Origin of the sequence: Pseudomonas sp. BIGb0381 (genome assembly GCF_024809815.1) — a bacterium.
Classification (GTDB): domain Bacteria; phylum Pseudomonadota; class Gammaproteobacteria; order Pseudomonadales; family Pseudomonadaceae; genus Aquipseudomonas.
This window is the reverse complement of record NZ_JANUEN010000001.1, coordinates 1,076,478-1,099,504: the sequence shown is the minus strand read 5'-3', so window position 1 is coordinate 1,099,504 and position 23,027 is coordinate 1,076,478. Positions and strand designations below refer to the sequence as shown.

The following is a 23,027-nucleotide window of genomic DNA, read 5'->3' as shown; positions in this document are numbered from 1 at the left end:
AGATGCTTTGGAAAAAAATAGGCCAGATATTCGATGCTCGAACCCAGCTTCCTGAGTGGGCAGAGAACTCAGCACTTACACCAACACCTTTTTTATTGAACCCGGATGTCATCAGAATTTATGCCGGATTTCGAGACAAGGTCGGCGTCAGCCGCATAGGTTATGTAGATGTGTCATCACAAAACCCACGCAAGGTGCTGGGAGTGAGCAAAGAGCCCGTATTGACTGAGGGTGGCCCCGGATGTTTCGACGATAACGGCGTCATCATGGGTGACGTTGTGCGCGATGGCGATACGATCAGAATGTACTACGTTGGGTTCCAGATCGTCCAAAAAGCCAAGTTCCTTGCTTTCACTGGGCTGGCAACCAGTCAGGACGGACTTAGGTTCGATCGGGTTTCTGAAGCCCCCGTACTTGATCGCGTGCACCGAGGCCGTACGATCCGCGCAATACATACTGCGATCCATGACGAGGGGCGCTGGAAAGTTTGGTACGCATTGGGAGATGGCTGGTGTGATATAAACGGTGTTCAATATCCTCGTTATAACATCTGGTACACAGAGTCGCCTGACGGCATTTCCTTTCAGGGCCCCCATCATCTTTGCATCGACAATGAAGGTGATGAATATAGAATCGGCAGACCCTCCGTTTACAAGTTAAACGGCGGCTATATGATGTTTTATACAAAAGGCGGAATTACCGGTACGGATTATTTTCCAGGCGTTGCCTACTCCGAAGACGGTATCAACTGGACGCGCAAGGACGCCGAATTAGGCATGTCACTATCCGAACACGCGGGCTTTGACGACCAGCACCTGTGCTATCCGCGCCTGTGTGTCACGGCGGATAAAGTATATGCTTTTTACAATGGCAACCATATGGGCGTTGAAGGTATTGGCCTAATGGAGCTGGTTCAATGGTGATCTGCGAGCTTTATCAACAAGACGCCGAAAGCCAATGGAATGAGTTTGTCAGAACGAGCAAGACACCGCTGTTTATCTTCGAACGCCCGTTCATGGATTACCACGCCGATCGTTTTAACGACTTCTCACTTCTGTTTAAACAGGAAGATCAACTTCTTGCCGTGTTGCCCGCCAACATCGTGGACAACGTTGTGTACTCACATGGCGGTTTGACGTTCGGCGGGCTGATACTTTCGCACAAGGTCAAAGCCGAAAAGGTCATTGAGATACTGCAGACGCTCAAAATCTTCCTGAAAGAAAAGACTGTTAGCCGCCTTGAATACAAGTCGATTCCCTACATATTCACCACCCACCCGGCTCAAGAAGACCTGTATGCGCTGACTATCGCTGGCGCCACCTTGTTCCGCAGAGACATATCCAGCGTCATCGATATGGAGCGAGAGCCCAAGTTTTCAAAAGGCCGAAAATGGCTGATTGCAAGGGCGAAGAAGAACGGCCTATGTGTAGAGGAATCCACGGACTGGTCGGCCTATCACGCACTGCTTTCAAGCGTGCTATCGAGGCACAGCGCCACACCGACTCATTCGATCGATGAAATGGCTCTGCTCCACGAGCGCTTTCCTGAAAACATCCGTCTAAGGGTAGTGCGCAAGGAGGGAGAGTTGATATGTGGTGTGCTGCTATTTGCTTATGAGCAGGTCTTGCATACTCAATACATCGCGGCGAACAAAGTCGGTAAGGAATCCGGGGCACTCGATCTGACCCTGGCAAGCTGCATTGATGAAGCCAAGCGCTTGGACAAGGCGTATTTCAGCTTTGGCATATCGACGGAGCGTGGCGGACTTTACTTGAACACCGGGCTAATCGCACAAAAAGAGAGCTTCAGCGCCCGGGCTATCGTGCATGACTTTTACAGGCTGGAATTGAATGATTAAGTTTTTGGAGCTGAAGCAAGTCAACGATCAATACCAGGCAGACATCCTGGCAGCTGCCGAGCGCGTGATAAAGTCCGGCTGGTATATCAAGGGCGAAGAACTCGAACAGTTTGAACAGGCATTTGCCGCGTACTGTGGCACCCAGTACTGCATCGGTGTGGGCAATGGTCTGGACGCACTCACCCTTTCCCTGCGCGCATGGAAAGAGCAAGGTCGGATTAACGACGGCGATGAAGTCATCGTCCCAGCCAATACCTACATTGCGAGCATTCTGGCCATCATTGAAAGTGGATTGACGCCCGTTCTCGTGGAGCCACGCCTCGAAACCTACAATATCGATCCTCGACAAATTCAACAGAAGATCAGCGAAAAAACCAAGGTTTTGTTGCCTGTCCACCTGTACGGTAAATTGGCCGAGATGGACAAAATCAATGATATCGCCAAGGCTCATAATCTGCTGGTTCTCGAAGATGCTGCGCAGGCGCATGGCGCAGAGGCTTTAGGGAAGAAGGCCGGAGCCTTTGGAGATGCCGCAGGTTTTAGCTTCTATCCTGGAAAAAACCTGGGTGCGCTGGGCGACGGCGGCGGCATCACTACCAATGATGCTGAGTTTGCCGACATTGTTCGATCCTTGGGCAACTACGGTAGTGAGGCGAAATATCAACATCGTTATGCGGGGATTAATAGCCGACTGGACGAGCTGCAGGCCGCGATGCTCTCTGTCAAGCTCAAGCACCTCGATAATGAAAACGCTCGCCGGCGAGCGATTGCAGCGAACTACGTTGCTAACATCGATAATCGATTGATCACGCTGCCGCATCTCGCTGATGACAAAAGCCAGGCCTGGCACCTGTTCGTTATCCGATGCGACGACCGCACAGGGTTCATGTCCCACCTTTCCGATAACGGTGTGCAAGCACAAATCCACTACCCCACCGCTCCGCACAAACAAGTAGCGCTGCGCGGGATGACGACTGAAAGCTTCCCGATCACCGAGAGCATACACGACACAGTGGTGAGTTTGCCGTTGAATCCCACAATCAGTGATGATGAAGTTTCGCACGTCATAGAAGTGTGCAACGCCTACGTATCGTCATGAAGCTGATAAAAACAAGTCTATTGAGTGGTATAGCGTCGCTGGTAAAAATATTTACGCTGCTCGGCATAAATAAGGTGCTCGCGATCTATACCGGTCCGTCGGGCTACGCTCTCATAGGCCAACTTCAAAATGCGGTACAGATTTTCTCAACATTCGCAAGTGGCGCAGTCAGCACCGGCGTCACCAAATACACGGCGGAGTATGGACAGGATCCTTTAAAGCAAGAAAAGGTCTGGCGCACGGCTTTCAGCATTGCGCTATCGGGCAGTATCATCAGCGCGATATTTATTATTGTGTTTGATAAAGAGCTCGCAGAATTCTTTCTTGGGGACAGGTCCTACAGCAAACTTTTCATTGTGTTCGCCATCGGGCTGATGCCGATGGTGGTTAACACCCTGCTCCTGGCCATACTCAACGGCAAGAAGGAAATCAAGGGCTATGTGATCGCAAATATTCTGGGCAGCCTGTTCTCATTGCTCTTTACTGCGGTCCTGGCTTATTGCTTCGACTTTCTTGGAGCACTGATCGCTTTGGTGTCTTATCAGTCAATTGCCTGTTTGTTCACATTGGGCGTTTGCTTGAAAACCAGTTGGTTCAGACTCGGTATATTTGCCTTCGAGTTTGATCGCAGTGCGCTGAGGAAGCTCACCGGTTTTACATTTATGGCGCTGTGCTCTGCCATATGCGTTCCGTTGAGTTCCCTGTTTATCAGGACTTACCTGAATGAATCCTTGAGCGCCGAATCTGCAGGCTATTGGGAGGCGATGACTCGGCTAAGCGGCGCGTACATGATGGTGGTCACCATGACACTGAGCGTGTATTACCTGCCCAAGCTGTCGGAACTGACTTCAGCCAGCCAGATCAAACACGAAGTGATGTCCGGCTATAAAATAATTCTGCCTGCTGCCGCGCTGCTATCGCTGGGCGTTTTTGTTTTTCGCGATCTTATTATCTGGATATTGTTTACCAAGGAATTCGCACCCATGCGCCCGTTGTTTACGTGGCAACTGGTTGGCGACACCATGAAAATAGGCAGCTGGATTTTGTCCTACTTGATGGTTAGCCGAGCGATGATCAAAGAGTTCATCATCTCTGAAATCATTTTCTCCATAACGCTATGCCTACTGGTCGTGGCATTCTCCAACGCCTACGGTTTGATCGGGGCGTCAATGGGCTACTGCGTAAACTACATAGCCTACTGGATATTTTTGTATTTCTTCGTGTGGCGGAAAATTAATTGAGCCTTAAGTCAAGCGTAATGTCGCCCTCACCTGCACAACCACTCGTCAGCGTCGTGGTCATCGTTTACAACCAATCGAACTATATCAAAGAGTGCATTCAATCAATTTTATCGCAAGATTATACGAATATTGAAATCATCATCAGTGATGACGCTTCCAAAGATGGTACCGACGCACTCCTCCAGGAGATGCACGCAGCCAACCCTGAAAAAATAATACTCAACCTAGCGCCTGTTAACCACGGAATCACAGGTAATTGCAATGCGGGGCTGCGTCTTGCAAAAGGTAAATACGTCGCCATGTTTGCGGGCGATGATTTGATGCTGCCCGGGCGAATCACCCAACAGGTCGAGTTCCTGGAGCAGCATCCCGAGTTTTCTATCTGCGGATCCTATGTCCAAATTATTGACGGACAGGGACGTGCGGTAAAAATACAGAAAGATAAATTCAATAAACGCAACCCTGTTTACAAACTCGACGAATTGATCGCCTCCAATAACTCCCTGGTGCCCGTGCCGGGCTTTATGGTGAGAGCTGATCGAATTCCTGCCTCTGGTTACGACTATCGCTTGCCTAAAGCATCAGACAGCCTGTTCTACTACCATATCGCCAGCAAAGGCGATATTTACATATTAAAAACACCGCTGACGCAATACCGCGTGCATGAGAGCCATGCGTCAAATATGGGCTACCTGGATGACAGCCTAGTTTCACTGGCACTGTGCGAGTTTTATTTCCCCGGACTGTACAGTGCTATAAAAAAAGGCAAAAGCAACCTGTACTACTCATACGCCCGGCACCTGCACAAGGTGAAAAAGGATTATAGCGGCGCCCTGAAATATATTATCCGCTCGCTTCTGGGAGACTTGAGCTTCAAAAAATTACTGGCATTGGCGCTGATTATATGTCGGATTGATCGATGATTGAAATTTCAGAAACGCATCCCTCACTGCAAAAGCAAACCTATCTCTGGGCGATGGCAACCTGGATCGTCATTGCACTAAACCCCTTTTATATCTGGGGGTACACACCTCAGTTTCAAGCGTTGATCGCGGGTGTGTGCCTGGTACTTTTTTCCCTCAAGAAAAATATTGCGCTACGCGAATACTTTTTTGGCTTGCTTTTCTCGTTAATGGTTTTTCTGTTTTACTACTTTTATGGTGCGAGCATTTTAGGCTGTTTATATTTCATGGCCGGCTATTTGATTTTTTATTGCATACCCCAGAACGAAGTTTTGAGTATTTTCCGTAAATCAAAACGGCTGATTGCCATTCTCCTGCTTCCTGGTATATGCATCTGGTTTTTACATCACCTAAGCGGTGACAATAAATTATTCTTACTGGGTCCCCTGCCTGAGTACAAAATCCCCGATCAACTAAAAGCTCAAAATGGCGTAGGCTATTTTGTTTACCCTACTACCGTGGTTTTGGATTATATGCTGGACAATCCATTTTATCGGTTTTTTGGCTTTTTCGATGAGCCTGGAGCGCTGGGTACCTTCGCCGCCCTGCTGCTGGCGGCAGACAGGTTCAATCTGAAGTCACGCAGCAACCTCATCATATTTATTTCCGGGATTCTAAGTTTGTCCATGGCCTTTTTCATATTAAGCCTGGCTTACTTTGCCATCAAAGCCGTGCGTGGTAACAAACGCAACATAGTGCTGTTGAGCGTCATGGTGGCACTCGTCATGCTGTCTGCACAAAATGATTATTTGAAGACCGTGATGTATGACCGCTTCGCCTATAAGTCGGAGGGGCTGGCAGGAGACAATCGCAATACCGATGGCTTCAACAAGCTATTTGCTGAGTGGCAATCGTCCGACACACGCTCACTCATATTCGGCAGCGAGAAAGAAGACGACAGTGGCTCCGCCAGCTTCAAAAAAATCATCTTTCACTCGGGCATTCTGGGCACAGCATTCTTCGTACTGACGCTATTGGGCTTTGCGCTGAGGCATAGGGTGCTCTCGAACATGAATGGCATGGCTTTTTCGCTGCTATTGATATTGTCTATTGTTCAGCGCCCCCTGGTTATCGCACCCGCTTTCCTGCTTCTGATTGCGGCTGCGGGCTGTAGGGAAATGTCACTTAACAAGTCCCCACTATAGTCAGGAACAGGCCGGCCAATGACCGGCCTGCTTGATTGGGTTATTTGATTTCCAATCTTTCGCGATTTTTCTCCATCAGCGCCTTGCCTATTCCCTTCACCTCGAGCAGTTCATCTACAGCCGTAAAAGGCCCATTGCTTTCTCGATAAGCCACAATCGCTTTGGCTTTAGCCGCACCAATACCGAATAGGTTTTGTCGCAACGTTTGTGCATCGGCAGCGTTGAGATTGACCTTGGCATTTTGCGCAGCAATGTCTATCTGAGCAGAGGACTGGATTGGTGAATCAACATTGAGGGAGGGTGCAGGAGCAGCCGTGCCCGCGAGTGAGAAACTGCTAAGCACGGTAAAGACGAGGGCGCAAAGGTATGCGTTTTGCATTGGTAACACTCCATGGCATCTAGAAGAGAAAGCAGCTTTCCGAAGCTGCTTTTTCAAACTAGAAGATCTTTGGAGAACGTCAAAAATGGCTGAGTAACGAGGTATTTCTCAGAGTTCAAGGCGGCGTTGCTGATAGATCCAATCGACAATCTCACCTTCCGGAGAATAGCCGCTTACGGTGTCCCTCAGGAGCTGGCGTACGCGCGTGTAATCATGCTGATCCACGGCGGCAAGCAGTTGCTTCAACATGCCCTTGAGCAGATCCCAGGAAAGATGATCTTCGTTGGCGCTCATGATCATCGGGTGCTGGGTGGCAACGACGTTGTCACCGATCAGTAACTCCTCGTAAAGCTTTTCACCAGGACGCAATCCGGTGTACTCAATCGCGATGTCACCAAGGGGATTTTTTTCGGAGCGAACACTGAGACCGGAGAGATGGATCATCTTTTCCGCCAGTTCGGTAATTTTTACCGGCCCCCCCATGTCGAGTACGAAAACATCTCCGCCAAGCCCCATGGAGCCAGCCTGGATCACCAGTTGGGCTGCCTCGGGAATAGTCATGAAATAGCGCGTGATCTTCGGGTGAGTGACCGTCAGTGGCCCGCCGGATTTGATCTGCTTGTGAAACAACGGAATCACCGATCCCGACGATCCCAGAACATTACCAAAGCGAACCATGGTGAACCGGGTCTTATTGACGCGCGATACATTTGCAATGTCACCAAACAACACCGGCGCCAGCTCACGACTGAGGGCCTGCAGTGTCATCTCGGCCAAGCGTTTAGTACTGCCCATCACGTTAGTCGGGCGAACCGCCTTATCGGTGGAAATCAGTACGAAGTTCAATACGCCGGCCTGCAGAGCAGCCTGGGCAGTGTTCAAGGTACCGATCACATTGTTAAGTACGCCTTCGGCAATATTATGCTCGACCATCGGTACGTGCTTATAGGCCGCTGCGTGATAAACCGTGTCCACGTGCCAGGTTTTCATGATGTCGAGCAACTTCGCCTCATTGCGTATCGACCCGAGTATAGGCAGTACACGAACCGGCAATGACTCCCGGACGATCCGTTGTTCGAGTTCCGACAAAATACTGTAAAGGTTGAACTCACTGTGCTCGAACAATAACAAGGTGGTGGGATGCAGTGACAAGATCTGTCGGCAGAGTTCGGAACCGATCGAGCCGCCCGCCCCGGTGACCAGTACGGACTGCCCCTTGATGCAGTGTTCCAGCAGCTCCTCCTGGGCCGGCACGGCGTCGCGCCCCAGCAGGTCGGCGATATCCACTTCCTGAATGTCGTCAACCTTTACACGGCCGCTTGCAAGATCCATAAAGCCGGGGACGCTGCGCACATGCAGTGGGAAACCTTCAAGAAAGCCGAGAATTTCACGGCGCCTGCCACGGTTGGAAGATGGAATTGCCAGCAGGATTTCCTGCGCCCCCGTCGCGTCGATCATGCGTTGAATGTGCTGGGGTTTATACACTTGCAGCCCGGAGATGACACGATCAGAGATGCTGTTATCGTCGTCGATAAAGGCGACAGGACGCATGACTCGGCCCATGCGCAACGCAGCCACCAATTGGTTGCCCGCAGCGCCTGCACCGTAGATCGCGACCCGCGGCAAGCCGTCGTCACGGCTGGTGAACGGCACATGCTGAGCCGCAGCGAACCAGTCGCCCAGAAAGTATTGCCGCATGGCCAGACGCAGTCCGCCGACCATGATCAGGCTAAGCCACCAATAATTGAAGATGATGGAACGTGGCACTACGTTCTGATGGTTGCTGTACCAGTAGACCACCACACCCAGAATCAAAGAGGAGAGACTGACTGCCTTGATAATCGCAATCAGGGCGTCGTTGCCGAAGTACCGCATGACGGCGCGATACATGCCAAAACGCACGAACAGTGGAATAGCGACAACCGGAGCGCAGAGGAACAACCATTGGTGCAGGGCCGCCGGGTTTATCATGTCGTCCACCCCGAGGCGCACGACAAACGCCATCCACAGGGCGAACCAGACCAGCAGGATATCTGTGATGACCTGCAGAATGCGTTTGCGCCTGCGAGGAAGCGCCAGCAGGTAAGATCGAACTTTACTCATAACCCTTTATACACCTCTAACGCTCCTGACCTGCTCTGCATGACCAGCATTGAACACTTGAATGGCCTTATTGCTCCGCACGCGAATTACACCGGAGGTGAGATGGTTTTTTCCAACTGGCCTGCACGGAATTTGATAGCTAGCAGCACCAGCGGTATATAGGCGACAGCCAGAGCCACCAAACCATTGAGACCCAATAAAGCCACAGAAAGCGCGATAGGTATCAACCACAATAAATTAATCGCGAGCACTGCCAGGGTGACAGGCAAATGTCGCCCAGCTTGGCGTGAAGCGAATTGATAGGCATGACTGCGATGGGCTTCATAAACCTTGTCGCCGCGCAGCAGACGCCTGATAAGCGTGAAGGTGGCGTCTACAACGAATACACCAAGCAGTATCAGCCACACCCATAAAAAAGCCACATCCTGCCAGGCAGCCTGCAGCGCGAATATCCCCAGGATGATGCCGAGAAAGCCACTGCCAGCGTCGCCCATGAAAATACGCGCCGGCGGAAAGTTCCAGTAAAGGAAGCCCAGGACTGCCATGCTCAACAATAATGGAGCCCAGATGAGCGCTTGATTACCCGTCGACGCGTAGATCAGGCAGGCACCAAGGCAGACGCACAGCGTCTCGATACTGGCGAGCCCGTCAATGCCATCCATGAAATTGTACAGGTTGAGCAACCACACCAGATAAAACGCAGCGAGTATGTGGCCCAACCACCCAAGGTCAACCACCATGCCAGGCAAGCTGATCGGAGGGAGTCCGCCCAGCCAGAAAAGTGCCCAGATAGACGCGCCGAAATGGCCAAGCAAACGCCATCTTGCTGCGATATGCCCGTGATCATCAAGAAAACCAAGGATCGCAATGGCCGCGCCCGCCCCCATCAAGGCCCATGTAACCGAGCGTGAAATCTCGTCTCCCATATACAGGATCGGCAGCGCGATCAAAAAGCTCAACACGATCGCCACACCGCCCCCGCGAGGCGTGGGAATGGAGTGGGAGCTACGAGCATTGGGTATATCGATCATGCTGTTTGCCAACGCATAGCGTCGCAGGATCCAAGTAAGCAGAAGTGCGAGGGCTCCCGCAGCGGGCGCAAGCCACAATAAGTGAATCATCCACAGCTCCAATTGGCAGTCCGGGGAACGGACCATCCTTCTAAATCAGACTTCCTTGAAACTTGCCGCCGTCTTTTTCAGTGCTTCGGAAACCGACGTTGGCGGCACCCATCCCAGCAGATCACGTGCCTTTGTAATATCGACTTGTAAAGACCCGCAAAGTCGCTGGCCGATCGACTTGCGCCCAATCAATGCGGCCCCCCATTCCAGCAGCATGGCTGGCACCGGCAGCAGTCGTGCCGGTTTACCCAGCGCGGCTCCCATGCATCTGAGCAACTCGGTGGTCGAGAGGTCTTCTCCATCACTGGCCAGAAACGTCTGGCCAGCCGCTGCAGGATGCGTCATGCAGGTCACGATAAGGTCCACTAGGTTATCCAGTGCGACGAGGCTGCGCTTGTTGCCAATGGCACCCAGAGGCAGTACGACACCTTTGTTCAGCCAACTCATCATGCTGCGAAAATTGGCCTTGACACCTGGTCCATAAACGAGGACCGGACGAATGACGACGACTTCCATGCCCGTGCTCTGCGCCAGCAACCGAAGTTGCTGCTCGGCTTCCATCTTGGAAACACCGTAAGGATCGCCTGGAGACGGAACATCGTCTGCGGTGTAAGGCTGTCCTAGACGCGTGCGCTCGCCATTGACCTTTATCGAGCTGATGAACACAAAGCGTTTCACACCCGCTTGCGCGGCTTGCTCAGCCAGCTTCAAGGTACCCGCAACGTTGATCTTTCGATATTCGGTCAACGGGTCGCTGGAAGCATCGGACATTACGTGAACGCGTGCAGCGCAGTGCACCAGAATGTCAACGCCGGAAAGAGGAAGCGGTTCGCCAGCCAAATAATTCATACCGGCTTTCACCGGGTAGACCGTTGCCGACAATGCGACACCATCGCGACGAACCAGAGCCATCACCGTGCAACCTGCCATCGAGGCCAATCGCTCTACCACTGCAGAACCTACGAAACCGCTGGCACCAGTGACGAAGTATGTGGGTTGATGATTCAAGCCGTGCGCTCCAACTGACGATAGACCTCAAGATGTTGTTCCACAATTTTTTCGATCGCAAACGACTGTACCGCCAGTTCTCGACCTGCAACGCCCATCTGACGCCGCAGCGCCGAATCTTCAATGAGCAGTTGCAATTGATCGGCCAACGCGTTTGCATCCCGTACCGGCACCAAAAGCCCCGTGACGCCTGCGTCAATTGCGTCACGGCAGCCGGGAACATCGGTGGTAACCACAGCTCGGCCACAGGCGGCGGCTTCGACCAGCACCTTCGGCAACCCTTCACGGTAGGAGGGCAAGGTTACTATATTGGCGTCTGAAAACAGTTGCGCAATATCGTCGCGATATCCCAGCAACTCGACAATACCTTCCTGGCGCCACGTATCCAGTTCAGCCTTGGTTACTGTGGCAGGGTTACCAGGGTCGACACCGCCAATCAATTGAAAGCGGGCTTGTACACCGCGCTTGGTCAATACCCTTGCGGCCTCAACATACTCCACCACGCCTTTGTCGCGCAAAAGCCGCGCAGCGAGACAGACTACAGGTAACCCCTGCGGCTCTGGAACGGGCGCATAAAGCGCCAGATCAACACCCGAACCACGAATCATTACAACCTTGGCTTCGGTAAGCCCGCCCATCGCCAGCAACAGGTCTCGGTCGTCAGGGTTCTGAAAAATCGAGCGCAGGTTACCCTTACCCAACGCTAGGCGATAAAAGGCACTGACCAGACGCCGAATCAGCACGGCCTTGATACCCTTGGAAAGAAATACGAAGCCCAACCCGGAGATGGCCGTGACGACGCCTTTAACCGGAGCGAAGCGCGCAGCAACGCCGCCATAAAGGACCGGTTTGATGGTAACCAAGTGAAGCACGTCAGGCTTCAGGCGCCATAACAACTTCCAGATGGTGAACATCAGCCCCAGTTCAGCCAACGGATTGCGGCCACTGCGCGACAGTGGCACAGGATGAAACTCAAAACCCTGCGCCGTGATTGCAGCAACCGCAGCCCCTGGCATGCAGGCGACATGAACTTTGTAGCCAGCCGCCTGTGCGCCTTTGGCAACAGGCAGACGATGGGACAGAAAGAATCCCGGATCATTGACTATAAACAACAACGTCTTACTCATCACTGCTCATCCAACCATGCCTGGAACATAAGAATGGTCCACAGATGAGGCTGCCAGTTGCCTCGTCCCTGGAGATGCTCGCTCCACATTTTTCTAATGGGCTCTGGCAGAAAGTAACCATCCCGGATCAGACGAGCTTCATCAAGGAGGGATTCGGCCCATTCGCGCAACGAACCGCGCAACCATTCACCGAGCGGGATACTGAATCCTTGCTTGGGACGCTCGATCAGCTCTTTCGGGACGTGGCGATAAAGCACCTGACGCAACAGCCATTTACCCTGGCCATTACGGAGTTTCAGATCAAGCGGCATACGCCACGCCAGCTCGACTACTCGGTGATCGAGCATGGGAACACGCCCTTCAATACTCGCCGCCATGGAGGCCCGATCCAGCTTGACCATGATGTCATCCGACAAATAGGTCTGAGCATCCATCGCCATCATCCAGTGCTCGAAAGAATCGGTCTTCGGCCAGCGCGACGCGTCGGTAAACATTGTCGGGGGTTCTTCACCGCCGATGACAACGCTCGCCGGATCGCTCCAATGGCTGTTCAGTTGGAGGTAGAATTCATGTCCGTCCGCCAGCGTCAACACGTTGGCCAGTTTGTGTGCCTTGTCCCCAGGCCCGCTCACATGAAACCTGCTGGGAAGCAGCGGCTTTGCTAGGTTGAAAAGACTGTCCCACGTGGTGGGAGATACCGATCGTAAAAGGCCCGCGCTGGCCTGTCGCGCGAACGACGGCACATGCTGCATCTTCGACCATATATTTTTTGCGCTCAGGTACCGGTTGTAGCCACTGAACAATTCGTCACCGCCATCCCCACTGAGTACGACCTTCAATTGTTGACTGGCCAGTTGACTGACAAGGAAGGTCGGAATCTGCGAACTATCGCTGAAAGGTTCGCAATACATGGAAGACAGACGCGGGATTACCGCTGCAGCGTCCTGGGGACGCACATAAAGTTCAGTGTGCTGGGTGCCCAGGTGTTTGGACACGGCCTTGGCGTGTACCGCCTCGTCGAACCCTCCTTCATCGAAGCCGATGGTGAACGTGCGAACCGGCTGGGTACTCTGGGTTTGCATCAGGGCCACAACCGTGCTGCTGTCCACGCCCCCGCTGAGGAAAGCGCCCACCGGTACATCGGCCAACATTTGCTGACCAATACTCGACCGCAATTGAGCCTCGAGCAGATCAGTCGCCGCCTCGGGGCTGCCGGTGAACAGATCAGCAAGACCTTTGGCCACCGCATCATTAAGGCGCCAATATGGCCGGGGTATAGCAGCTTTCGCAGCAGAGAGATCAGTCAGAGGCAGGACAATATAATGACCGCTCTGAAGCTTGGCGATGCCCTTGTAAATGCTGTACGGCGCAGGGATGCAATTGTGGCGAAGCAACAGTGTCAACGCATTGCGATCAATTTCCGCGCGAAACTCCGGAAATGCCTTGATGGCTTTGAGCTCCGAGCCGAAGAGCAAGATGTCATCCTGCCAGCCATAATAAAGCGGCTTCTCGCCTATACGATCACGGCCCAGCGTCAAGACCCGCTCTTGCCGGTCCCACAGCGCAAACGCGAACATCCCCACAGATGCTTTCAAGGTCTTTTCAACACCCCAGCTCGCAAGTCCGACCAGAAGCACTTCGGTGTCCGAATGGCCTTTCAGCCCCATCGAGATAAGACCATCGTCGTGCAACGCTTGCCTTAGTTCGCCATGGTTATAGATCTCGCCATTGAAGACTATGACAAATCGTCCGCAGCTGGAACGCATCGGTTGATGTCCAGCTTCAGATAGATCAATAATTGCTAGACGCCGATGTCCCAAAGCGATTCCCGCATTCTCGTCAACCCACACACCGGAGTCGTCCGGGCCTCGATGAATGAGCGACGTGTTCATCAACCGAACAACAGCCTCGAGTTCGGTGTTACCCGAGGCGAAAATACCGCTCAAACCACACATCACTATGCATCCTGATTCGAAAGAAAGCGATGATATAGAGCTTTGTATTGATATTCGGTACATTTCATTGTGAAATTTTCTGCGATGCGTTTATAAACGCTCTGCCCCAATGCAGCGCGCTCAGACGCTGTTGCGGAAAGTACCGAGACGAATGCTTCGGATAGCCGCAGGGTATCCTGTGCCGGCACTACCAAGCCCAATCCGCCCAACAGGAATGCTGCATCGCCCACATCCGTGGTGACACAAGGCAATGCCATGCTCATGGCTTCGCCTAGAACGTTTGGGAAGCCTTCGGTTAATGAATGCAGGCAAAAAACATCCATTGCTTTGAAACAGGCAGCAACGTCCTTGCGCTCACCAAGCAGAACAAACCGATCAGCATGCCCGGTGGAAGCAATGTCAGCCATCAGCGCGGCATTATTCTTATCAACATCGCGCCCTACCATCAGAAACCTGACGTTCGCAAACCGGCCAGCGACCATGCCTGCGGCTTTGATAAAATTGGCGTGATCCTTGACCGGGTTAAAACGACCGAGACTGCCGATCACCAGCTCATCACGCCCAATGCCATGAGCCTCACGAATAGCATCACGCTCCGAAGGTTTGGCTACCAATCGCGCAAGATCAAAGCCATTAGGTATGACCGTCATGCGCTCAGGAGCATAACCGACTTCAACATGGGTTTTTCGCGATGCTTGCGCAGCGCAGACAATCACATCCGGGATGGATCCGGAAAGCCATGCACACAGCTTTCGAATGATAATCGTGGCCTTGCTGCCGCCACTGCTTACATCCGTCGTCCTGATGCCCCATATGACACGCTTCACCCCGACCAAACGCGCTGCTATGCCTCCAACGAGATCGGAATGGTACATCCAAGTCTGCACGATATCGGGCTTTTGCCGACGAAGATCGCTGACCAACTTGATAATAACGCCCAGCAAGTCCCACTTTCCGCGCATATGCAGGGTTTCGACGGCGATACCGCTGGCTCGAAGCCGCTCCCCCACTTCACCCAGATCGGTCAGGGAGATCACGCGATGCTCATCCTCACCACGCGCCTTGAATGACTCACACAGGCGCAGCAGCATCAACTCCGCGCCACCAATATGCAGACCAACGATGACATGGGCTACTTTCAAGGTCCCTGTTCCTCCAGCCAAGCTTGAAACATCAATACACCCCACAGCTTGCTCGAATGGTCGGCTCGACCGCTCAGATGCTGCTCCCACACCTTTCGGATCACCGTTGGATGAAAAAAACCCTCTTGCTGTAGACGTTTTTCATTCAGCAGTATTTCAGACCACTCTCTGAGAGGACCGCGCAGCCAGGCCGCAATCGGAATGGAAAAACCTTTTTTTGGTCGTTCTATCAACTCGCGTGGAACATGGCGGTATAGAACCTCTTTCAACGCCCACTTACCAACCCCTCCACGAATTTTCATATCCAGAGGTATACGCCACGCCAACTCGACAACGCGATGATCGAGCAGCGGGACGCGCGTCTCCAGACTGTTGGCCATGGCAGCTCGATCTACTTTTACAAGGATATCGTCGACCATGTAGGTCTGAGCATCCATTGCCATCATCCACTCTTCGAATCGCGTCCCAGCCGGCCACTTTTCTGGCGTTTCGAGCAATGTCGGACCTTCGTTGCCACTGATTACCGCGTTCGAGGGCGTTTTCCAATGGCTGACAAGCTGGCGATAGAAATCCTCGCGATTACGACACCCAAGAATATCAATCAGCTTTTCAGCCCTCCCTTTAAGCTGTAGCTTTTTCAACGAACTTGCTGCCACTTGCCGCATCCCGCCTGGCACCTTGCTGACCTTGCGCCATAAGCGCGGCGCAAACTGATAAGGGTTATACCCGCCAAACAGCTCATCACCAGCGTCACCGCTCAACGTAACGGTGACATGCTCACGCGCCATTTGGCTGACCAGATAGGTAGGTATTTGCGAACTGTCGGCAAACGGCTCGCAATAGATGCGCGGCAGGTCAGGAATAATATTCAGCGCATCCTTCGCCTGGATATAAATCTCGCTGTGTTCGGTATGCAGATGGCGAGAAACTGCGAGCGCATGCTCCGCTTCGTTAAAACCATCTTCGCTGAAACCAATCGTGAAGGTCTTCACCGGGCGCGGACTTTGCTTCTGCATGAGTGCGACAATTAAGCTGCTATCGACGCCGCCGCTCAAGAAAGCGCCTAATGGAACATCGGCGAGCATTTGCATACCAATACTCTGGTCAAGCTGGGTTTCGAGCGTGTCCACGACAGTCTTGCTATCGGATTGCAGTGGATTATCGAGACCAGCTTCCACGGCAGCATTGAAAGACCAGAATGGAATCAAATCGACGGATGCTCGCTTTTGTCCAAGCGAGATTGCTACGTAATGTCCAGGCGGGAGCTTTTCAATACCCTGATAAATACTGTAAGGCGCCGGCACATAATTGTGCCGCAGGTACAGCGCCAAGGCGTCGCGATCAATATTGGCGGAAAAGGCCGGGTGTACCTTGAGCGCCTTGAGTTCCGATCCGAACAGCAGAACATCGTTATGCCAGCCCCAATAGAGCGGTTTCTCTCCCAATCGATCACGGGCCAGTATCAACTGGCGCTCCTGCGTGTCCCATAACGCAATGGCAAACATCCCTACCGTCGCCTGAAGGGTCTTCTCCACGCCCCATCGCTCGAAGCAGGCCAGTAAGGTCTCTGTATCCGAGTGACCACGCCAGGTTTCGACGTGCTCGGTGGTCAGGAGGGTGCGCAATGAGAGGTGGTTATAAATTTCGCCATTGAACGCCATGGCGTAGCGCCCACTAGAAGAATGCATAGGCTGATGGCCGGCGGCTGAACGATCAACAACTGCAAGCCGACGGTGCGACAGGCCTATTCCAAGTGATGCATCAGACCAAGTTCCAGCATCATCGGGGCCGCGGCTGTAGATCGCGTTGCCCATCGCTGCCAGGATGGCATTTGCGCCATCACCCAGAGGGGCTGCTGCGAAGAAACCAGAAAACCCACACATGCCTCAATTCCCCTGAACGTATTTAATCGCGATCCTAGCTTACGAGATATCCCAAGCAGCCTCGGGATGTGACCAGCATCATATACCGTGAACAACTAAAGCAGAGGTTGACCTATCTTTAACAAAACAAAAAACCTTAGAAGCTTCATTGGAAATAAATAGCCGTACAACACTCATCGACCCGGCATTTTCGGCGAGCAGCCTCCAGAACTGCGCAACACAACGAAAGCACCTAGCGCCCATAATTTGAGCGCTTGAGACATTCACAGAACAATACAAACACCCATTACTTCAGAAATGTCGAATACCAGCCCATTGCTTTCGCAATACCCTGCTGAATATCAAATTTCGGCTCATAGCCCAACAGCGCTTTTATCTTACCGATATCTGCCTGAGAATGCCGAACATCTCCAGCACGAAAATCACGATACACTGGCGACTTTTCATAACTGATCCCGTGCTGCGACAACGACTGGCGCAGGGCAGAAAATAGCATGTTAAGGTCGGTACGCCCGCTGACAGCAACGTTGTAAACTTGATTTCGAGCGGCAGGCTCAGTCACGGTAGCGGCCAGCAGATTGGCTTGAACTGTGTTTTCGATAAAGCAGAAATCCCTGCTGGTTTCACCATCTCCATTAATAAAAACCTCTTGGTTCTTAATCATCGAAGCGGCCCATTTAGGGATCACCGCAGCATAGGCACCATCCGGATCCTGACGCTTACCAAACACATTGAAGTAACGCAGGCCGATGCTTTCAAAACCATAACACCTAGCGAATACTTCAGCGTAGAGCTCGTTGACATACTTGGTAACTGCGTACGGGGAGAGTGGATTGCCAATAACGTCTTCCACTTTCGGCAAACCCGGGTGATCTCCATAAGTAGAACTACTGGCAGCGTAAGTAAAGCTTTTTACTTGCGCGTCCCTGGCCGCCACTAGTATATTGAGAAAACCATCAATATTGGTGGCATTCGTAGCGACTGGGTCATTCAGAGAACGTGGTACCGATCCAAGCGCCGCTTGGTGCAATACGTAATCAACCCCTCCACATGCGCGCTGACAGTCATCCAATAACTTGATATCACCTTCGATAAAGCTAAAACGAGCCCACTGCTGCGCAGTGACGGTACCCTTAACCTCATCAAGGTTGCGCTGATAACCCGTCGCAAAATTGTCAAGGCCGACGACAACTTGATTCAGACCAAGCAGAGTCTCCAATAGATTGGAGCCAATAAATCCGGCTACTCCAGTGATCAACCACGTTTTAGGTGAAGTCTTGAGTGTTTCCACGAGCGTTTCATAGCGGGACATAAATTGGCTCTTCGTTTATTGAAAAATAGAACGCATAAATCAAATCACAAACGAATATCAGACTCTTCACGACTCAGCAGATATTTTAGATCGTAAAGAACATGCGCAGACTTACCAAACTTCCGAATTTTTTCAGCGCCCAGACCTTTGAATTCATTATGCGCAACAGCGAGCACAATACCGTCGTAAACATCAGTACCGGGATCAGTAATAGGGATTATGCCATATTCATGATTGGCCTCTTCAGGACTGACCCATGGATCATAAATATCCACTGCAATATTGTACTCTTTCAGTTCATTGACAATATCCACGATTCGCGTGTTACGCAGGTCCGGGCAATTCTCCTTGAACGCCAGACCCATGATCAGTACACGAGCGCCATCGACATGAATACGGCGCTTAACCATTGTTTTTACCAACTGGGAGACCACATATGCGCCCATTCCGTCATTGAGACGGCGACCCGCGAGAATGATTTCGGGGTGATAGCCGATCGACTGAGCCTTGTGAGTCAGGTAGTAAGGGTCGACGCCGATGCAGTGCCCGCCCACCAAGCCCGGCCGAAATGGCAGGAAATTCCATTTCGTGCCCGCAGCTTGGAGCACTGACTCCGTATCAATACCCATTTTATTAAAAATAATGGCCAGCTCATTGATCAGAGCGATGTTTAAGTCGCGCTGGGTATTCTCAATAACTTTCGCCGCTTCGGCAACTTTAATACTGCTTGCCTTGTGCGTGCCCGCAATAATGATCTGATTGTAAAGAGCATCTACCAGATCAGCGATCTCAGGCGTGGATCCGGACGTCACTTTCTTGATGGTAGTGACACGATGTTCCTTGTCTCCTGGATTAATACGCTCAGGGCTATATCCGGCAAAAAAATCGACGTTGAATTTTAATCCGGAAAATTTCTCAAGGACAGGCACGCAGTCTTCTTCAGTTGCACCGGGATAAACCGTCGACTCATAAATAACCAGGTCGCCTTTCTTCAGCACCTTACCTATACTTTCTGATGCTTTGATCAGTGGAGTAAGGTCTGGCTGGTTGTACTCATCAATCGGCGTAGGCACTGTCACGACGAACGTATTGCAACTGGACAATTCGTCCAGGTTAAAACTAAAGCTGAGCTTGCCGGCCTGCTTTAACTCCTCATCGCTCACTTCCAAAGTGGAGTCGTGCCCGGCTCTCAAGGCTTGGATACGCAGCTGGTTGATGTCAAACCCAACCACTGTCCGATGCTTGCCAAACTCCACCGCCAGGGGCAAGCCAACATATCCAAGACCTATGATGGCGAGCTTAATATCTTCCAGTTTTTGCATAATTAAAAAAAGCCTAATGATAAAATAAAATTTCACTGAACCAGCTTCAGCGCTAAATACTTCAATATTCTAGCGAGTCAAATCCTCTGACAGCATACCCAACACGCTGAACTCACCTACGCAAGAAATTTTCAGCTGCTTGCACACGCGCTTTCTTCGTCAACTGAGCATCAACGGCAACATTTTGGTCGCCACCAACAATATCATTCCCCCCCCTAAGCCGGAAAGCTCGCCACGTTCAGCCGGTCAAGTGTCAACGACCTACAAAAAACAGGCAGGCCAGCCCCCTCAGCATGGAAGCGCTCGGTAAGCATACTACGAGATGCGTCAGCAAATAAGCGTCAGCACCAGATAAACCGCAACTTGTGAACCAGCCAAAGCAAGATCTGCCATCAGCGTCTGAAGCAGCACGCGTGGTACCCTCATGCCAATTTACAGCTCGGTTTTTGCTACCTTGGCGAATACAGCAGACTGGAAGTGATGACCTAACCACTGCGGCGTTGCGCCTATTAGCAGTCGAGTGCGTACCAAGGCGATCAAACATCGAAGCGTTCTGCCAACAATTCAAACTCGATTCCTTCGCTGCAGACTGGCCCACCCTAGCATAGCGAGTCGCGGAGAAAGAAACGAGTTATGCCGACTGCGTGGAACAATGCAACCGCTCCATGAACTACGCATTCAAAGCTGCCAAGTGATACCGGATACTGTGCTCGCGATTTTTTCTGGAACTCGTTCGCCATAATGCGACCCGATGCAAAAGTCGGATAAGTTTATCTATACCCTAAACCTGTCGACTTCCGAAATCCATCGACGACTTGGCCTTTATAGATAGCAACACCTTCGCTTACGGAGAAGACTCTTGCGCAGCCCAGCGCTGCATTCATTGATGCAGGTGACTTCGCCAGACGCTTACCGAGCACTATCGATTAGCACAGCACCACCCTGCGCCCGAGGCTGCAATAAAGGCACAGAAGAATCTGTAGCAACCAGCCGTGCATCGGAGCTATTAGCAACAAAAACAAACCTACTAAGTAAAATGAAAATGCCCAGTACCAGCCCTGCAAATAAGCCAAGCACTATTATGAGTAGGCGATTTGGACTAGCAGATGCTAACGGCTCAAGAGCTTGTTGGTCGACAGCTACCAATTTCAGCCCCGTCATATCAGTGTTCAAGTTGCTCAAACGAGCTAGCTCTGCGCGCAATGGCTGAACATCCGCGAGAAACAAATCCTCATTTTTCCGAGCGTTCAAAATTTCAATTTCGCGATTGGAGGCGAGTAACTGAAGCTCCTTGGCAATCTGGCTGACACGCGGATCAGTAAAGTCATCTGACTGACGCAGTTCCAACGCACTAAGCTCAGACTTAAGTGCATCTACCCCCATAAAGTATAGCGGAGTTTGTTGGTTGTTGATTTCGGTGCGGACCATACTGCCGCTCCTGGCATTTACCAACTCACCAAACGCAGAGGGTGTAGTCGGCTTTTGTATCCCCAGCGACTTTGCAATTCCGATCGCTTCCTTCAGCTGATTAACACGATCGTTGCGCAACGCCTTTAGTTGAATTCGCAGAGCCTTCAATTCATCCTGTAATTGCGCACGCTTTACCGAGTCAATTTCGCGCAATGTAGCAATTTTGGCTTCTTTATTTACATAATAGTTCGCACGAGCAGAATTAAGCTTACCTTTGATTTCATTGAGACGATTTTTGACAATAACATTTACGTCATTCGCAATTTGCTTCCGCTCATCATCAATAGCGTAGTCAACAATACCGTTGACGATAGCAACACCGTCAATATCCTTTGAATAGGTCATCTGAAGTTTGACGTAGGCACTCAACGAACCTTTTTTGTCTGCGCCAGGTACAGTCAAACGAATCGAGTTGCGGTTAAACGCCTCAAAGCTCTGCTCAAGGGTCTGTCCCGGCCGTACAAATTTTTCGAACAGATTTTGATTGGCTCTGAAAAAAGCTAAGCGAGTATCGTAAGACTCCAGCGAAGCGCCAACTTTAAGGAGAGCGTCAGCGGGTGACAGCTGGTAAATCCCGGATCGATTAAGTGCATCCAAATCATTAATAGCTGCAGGGCGCAACACTGCGCTAACCTCGTACTGTGGCGTCGCCAAAAAGGCATAGGAGGCGCCAATGAGTCCACCTGCCAAAATCATCAGAAGCAGTAGTTTTTTTTGATCCCAGAGAGATTTAAGAAATACGACGAGATCTACTTCATCCGAAGACCGAGTCGGTGGAACACGAAAGCTACTACTCACAACAAAAACCTGCCTTCAAAGAGAAACTGCGGGCTCGTTATGCAGACAACATTGTGTGTTTTTATTCTAATTAGATGATCGCCAAAACCCAGCGTCGCTGCCAAATTTTGAGCGCACAAAATGCCCGTTATCGAGAACAGATTTCATTCTGCCATCTCTCAGACATATTTCAAGTCTTGACATGTCTATAGGGCAGCTCCCAGACAGCAAGCCACCCACTCCTACCGCCCCCCCCCAAAGACGGCGGGCACCTAAGAGCGCTTAAATACGCGATAAAGACTGAATAAAGACGGAGAGTTCGTGATTGACCGCGGACCCGGCACAGCCGAACTGAAGCGCCAGATGGGGACGCGCGATCGAGAAGACTAACCGACAGACGGTCAATCGCAGCTGTTTAACGGACAGGTGTCTGCCTTCAGACACGTCCGGTAGGAACTGACTTGTGGCGCCGCTTACGACCCAGCAAGGCCAACAGCGGCCCTATAAAAGTTCCTACAATAAGCGCCAATACCACGAACACGGAGACTGGCATTTCGGCGGTAGCAAAGCCCAAAAACGACAACGATATTTCCTGCTGGTTTCCCAGCACAAATGCCAAAATCACAAATGCGACAGCCAGCACAGCCAGCACCAAAACAACGCGCTTAACCCCATGCATAAACTTCTCCTACCCCAAAAACACTCAGACGCCCTCTTCTTCCTCTTCGTTCACCCGATCGCGCAATTCCTTGCCCGGCTTGAAGTGAGGAACAAATTTTCCGTCAAGGCTGACGGACTGGCCTGTCTTTGGGTTACGGCCGACGCGTGGCGCACGGTAGTGCAACGAAAAACTCCCAAACCCACGGATCTCAATCCGATCACCGGTGGCCAGGCACTGGGACATTTGCTCGAGCATGGTCTTGATGGCCAGCTCCACATCCTTGGATGAGAGCAACCCTTGATGGGTGACAATTCGTTCGATCAACTCCGACTTCGTCATATTTTTCCCTTCTTTTTCAAGCAGCTAGGAAAAGCGCTTCGAAGGTTTTAGCATGACTTGATGAATTTGAACAGCCCATACATAAACTTATCTGCGGGTTAAATAAACACCCACAGAGCACAT

General features: G+C 51.6%; 19 protein-coding genes. 6 read left to right on the top strand and 13 right to left on the bottom strand.

Annotated features, from left to right (window positions below):
- The first annotated feature begins 2 nt into the window (after positions 1-2).
- From M2397_RS05180 to M2397_RS05155, 6 genes are read left to right on the top strand one after another with little or no spacing between them, the layout of a single operon-like run.
- Entirely contained in the window at positions 3-923 is a 921-nt protein-coding gene (locus M2397_RS05180) for a hypothetical protein (RefSeq protein ID WP_145334754.1), read from the top strand.
- A complete protein-coding gene (locus tag M2397_RS05175; RefSeq protein WP_145334757.1) occupies positions 917-1,858 on the top strand; it encodes a GNAT family N-acetyltransferase in 942 nt (313 codons plus the stop codon). Before M2397_RS05180 ends, M2397_RS05175 begins: the two co-directional genes overlap by 7 nt.
- Complete coding sequence (locus M2397_RS05170) at positions 1,851-2,957, top strand: DegT/DnrJ/EryC1/StrS aminotransferase family protein (RefSeq protein WP_145334760.1); 1,107 nt, start codon at positions 1,851-1,853, stop codon at positions 2,955-2,957. The genes M2397_RS05175 and M2397_RS05170 overlap by 8 nt, the downstream gene beginning before the upstream one ends.
- On the top strand, positions 2,954-4,198 hold the full coding sequence (locus tag M2397_RS05165; RefSeq protein WP_145334763.1) for an O-antigen translocase: 1,245 nt from the start codon (positions 2,954-2,956) through the stop codon (positions 4,196-4,198). The genes M2397_RS05170 and M2397_RS05165 overlap by 4 nt, the downstream gene beginning before the upstream one ends.
- Complete coding sequence (locus M2397_RS05160) at positions 4,195-5,121, top strand: glycosyltransferase (RefSeq protein ID WP_145334766.1); 927 nt, start codon at positions 4,195-4,197, stop codon at positions 5,119-5,121. The genes M2397_RS05165 and M2397_RS05160 overlap by 4 nt, the downstream gene beginning before the upstream one ends.
- The gene (locus tag M2397_RS05155; RefSeq protein WP_145334769.1) at positions 5,118-6,305 is read left to right on the top strand and encodes a hypothetical protein; all 1,188 of its coding nucleotides are present in this window, start codon (positions 5,118-5,120) and stop codon (positions 6,303-6,305) included. Before M2397_RS05160 ends, M2397_RS05155 begins: the two co-directional genes overlap by 4 nt.
- 40 nt (positions 6,306-6,345) lie before the next feature.
- On the opposite strand, the gene M2397_RS05150 is transcribed toward M2397_RS05155, so the two are convergent.
- The 13 genes from M2397_RS05150 to ihfB all read right to left on the bottom strand — a co-directional run bounded on the left by M2397_RS05150 (position 6,346) and on the right by ihfB (position 22,904).
- Positions 6,346-6,684 carry a ComEA family DNA-binding protein gene (locus M2397_RS05150; protein ID WP_145334772.1) on the bottom strand — a complete coding sequence of 113 codons (339 nt, stop codon included), beginning with the start codon at positions 6,682-6,684 and terminating at the stop codon, positions 6,346-6,348.
- Between the two features lie 108 nt (positions 6,685-6,792).
- On the bottom strand, positions 6,793-8,787 hold the full coding sequence (locus M2397_RS05145) for a nucleoside-diphosphate sugar epimerase/dehydratase (RefSeq protein ID WP_145334775.1): 1,995 nt from the start codon (positions 8,785-8,787) through the stop codon (positions 6,793-6,795).
- 86 nt (positions 8,788-8,873) lie between these two features.
- The gene (locus M2397_RS05140; RefSeq protein ID WP_145334778.1) at positions 8,874-9,908 is read right to left on the bottom strand and encodes a glycosyltransferase family 4 protein; all 1,035 of its coding nucleotides are present in this window, start codon (positions 9,906-9,908) and stop codon (positions 8,874-8,876) included.
- A 45-nt stretch (positions 9,909-9,953) separates the two neighbouring features.
- Positions 9,954-10,916 carry an SDR family oxidoreductase gene (locus tag M2397_RS05135; RefSeq protein ID WP_145334781.1) on the bottom strand — a complete coding sequence of 321 codons (963 nt, stop codon included), beginning with the start codon at positions 10,914-10,916 and terminating at the stop codon, positions 9,954-9,956.
- On the bottom strand, positions 10,913-12,043 hold the full coding sequence (locus tag M2397_RS05130; RefSeq protein WP_259242388.1) for a glycosyltransferase family 4 protein: 1,131 nt from the start codon (positions 12,041-12,043) through the stop codon (positions 10,913-10,915). Before M2397_RS05130 ends, M2397_RS05135 begins: the two co-directional genes overlap by 4 nt.
- The gene (gene asnB, locus M2397_RS05125; protein ID WP_145334786.1) at positions 12,043-13,998 is read right to left on the bottom strand and encodes an asparagine synthase (glutamine-hydrolyzing); all 1,956 of its coding nucleotides are present in this window, start codon (positions 13,996-13,998) and stop codon (positions 12,043-12,045) included. The genes M2397_RS05130 and asnB (M2397_RS05125) overlap by 1 nt, the downstream gene beginning before the upstream one ends.
- Before the next feature lie 2 nt (positions 13,999-14,000).
- Positions 14,001-15,140: a glycosyltransferase gene (locus tag M2397_RS05120; RefSeq protein ID WP_145334788.1), complete on the bottom strand. Its 1,140-nt coding sequence runs from the start codon at positions 15,138-15,140 to the stop codon at positions 14,001-14,003.
- Complete coding sequence (gene asnB, locus M2397_RS05115) at positions 15,137-17,023, bottom strand: asparagine synthase (glutamine-hydrolyzing) (RefSeq protein ID WP_145334790.1); 1,887 nt, start codon at positions 17,021-17,023, stop codon at positions 15,137-15,139. The genes M2397_RS05120 and asnB (M2397_RS05115) overlap by 4 nt, the downstream gene beginning before the upstream one ends.
- A 286-nt stretch (positions 17,024-17,309) precedes the next feature.
- The gene (locus M2397_RS05110; RefSeq protein WP_145334792.1) at positions 17,310-18,335 is read right to left on the bottom strand and encodes an NAD-dependent epimerase/dehydratase family protein; all 1,026 of its coding nucleotides are present in this window, start codon (positions 18,333-18,335) and stop codon (positions 17,310-17,312) included.
- Positions 18,336-18,379: 44 nt separating this feature from the next.
- Positions 18,380-19,657 carry a Vi polysaccharide biosynthesis UDP-N-acetylglucosamine C-6 dehydrogenase TviB gene (gene tviB / locus M2397_RS05105; protein WP_145334794.1) on the bottom strand — a complete coding sequence of 426 codons (1,278 nt, stop codon included), beginning with the start codon at positions 19,655-19,657 and terminating at the stop codon, positions 18,380-18,382.
- A 909-nt stretch (positions 19,658-20,566) separates the two neighbouring features.
- Positions 20,567-21,925 (bottom strand): Wzz/FepE/Etk N-terminal domain-containing protein, encoded by a 1,359-nt coding sequence (locus M2397_RS05100; protein ID WP_145334796.1) that lies wholly within the window; start codon positions 21,923-21,925, stop codon positions 20,567-20,569.
- A 415-nt stretch (positions 21,926-22,340) separates the two neighbouring features.
- A complete protein-coding gene (locus M2397_RS05095; RefSeq protein ID WP_145334798.1) occupies positions 22,341-22,583 on the bottom strand; it encodes a lipopolysaccharide assembly protein LapA domain-containing protein in 243 nt (80 codons plus the stop codon).
- Between the two features lie 24 nt (positions 22,584-22,607).
- Positions 22,608-22,904, bottom strand: a complete 297-nt coding sequence (gene ihfB / locus M2397_RS05090; protein ID WP_003189779.1) for an integration host factor subunit beta — start codon at positions 22,902-22,904, stop codon at positions 22,608-22,610.
- Positions 22,905-23,027 lie beyond the last annotated feature (123 nt).

What these genes read in the sequence shown, in the direction of transcription:
- M2397_RS05180 (WP_145334754.1), top strand. Translation starts at nt 3, where the DNA reads ATGCTTTGGAAAAAAATAGGCCAGATATTCGATGCTCGAACCCAGCTT.
- M2397_RS05175 (WP_145334757.1), top strand. Translation starts at nt 917, where the DNA reads ATGGTGATCTGCGAGCTTTATCAACAAGACGCCGAAAGCCAATGGAAT.
- M2397_RS05170 (WP_145334760.1), top strand. Translation starts at nt 1,851, where the DNA reads ATGATTAAGTTTTTGGAGCTGAAGCAAGTCAACGATCAATACCAGGCA.
- M2397_RS05165 (WP_145334763.1), top strand. Translation starts at nt 2,954, where the DNA reads ATGAAGCTGATAAAAACAAGTCTATTGAGTGGTATAGCGTCGCTGGTA.
- M2397_RS05155 (WP_145334769.1), top strand. Translation starts at nt 5,118, where the DNA reads ATGATTGAAATTTCAGAAACGCATCCCTCACTGCAAAAGCAAACCTAT.
- M2397_RS05150 (WP_145334772.1), bottom strand. Translation starts at nt 6,684, where the DNA reads ATGCAAAACGCATACCTTTGCGCCCTCGTCTTTACCGTGCTTAGCAGT.
- M2397_RS05145 (WP_145334775.1), bottom strand. Translation starts at nt 8,787, where the DNA reads ATGAGTAAAGTTCGATCTTACCTGCTGGCGCTTCCTCGCAGGCGCAAA.
- M2397_RS05140 (WP_145334778.1), bottom strand. Translation starts at nt 9,908, where the DNA reads ATGATTCACTTATTGTGGCTTGCGCCCGCTGCGGGAGCCCTCGCACTT.
- M2397_RS05130 (WP_259242388.1), bottom strand. Translation starts at nt 12,043, where the DNA reads ATGAGTAAGACGTTGTTGTTTATAGTCAATGATCCGGGATTCTTTCTG.
- asnB (WP_145334786.1), bottom strand. Translation starts at nt 13,998, where the DNA reads ATGTGTGGTTTGAGCGGTATTTTCGCCTCGGGTAACACCGAACTCGAG.
- asnB (WP_145334790.1), bottom strand. Translation starts at nt 17,023, where the DNA reads ATGTGTGGGTTTTCTGGTTTCTTCGCAGCAGCCCCTCTGGGTGATGGC.
- M2397_RS05110 (WP_145334792.1), bottom strand. Translation starts at nt 18,335, where the DNA reads ATGTCCCGCTATGAAACGCTCGTGGAAACACTCAAGACTTCACCTAAA.
- tviB (WP_145334794.1), bottom strand. Translation starts at nt 19,657, where the DNA reads ATGCAAAAACTGGAAGATATTAAGCTCGCCATCATAGGTCTTGGATAT.
- M2397_RS05095 (WP_145334798.1), bottom strand. Translation starts at nt 22,583, where the DNA reads ATGCATGGGGTTAAGCGCGTTGTTTTGGTGCTGGCTGTGCTGGCTGTC.
- ihfB (WP_003189779.1), bottom strand. Translation starts at nt 22,904, where the DNA reads ATGACGAAGTCGGAGTTGATCGAACGAATTGTCACCCATCAAGGGTTG.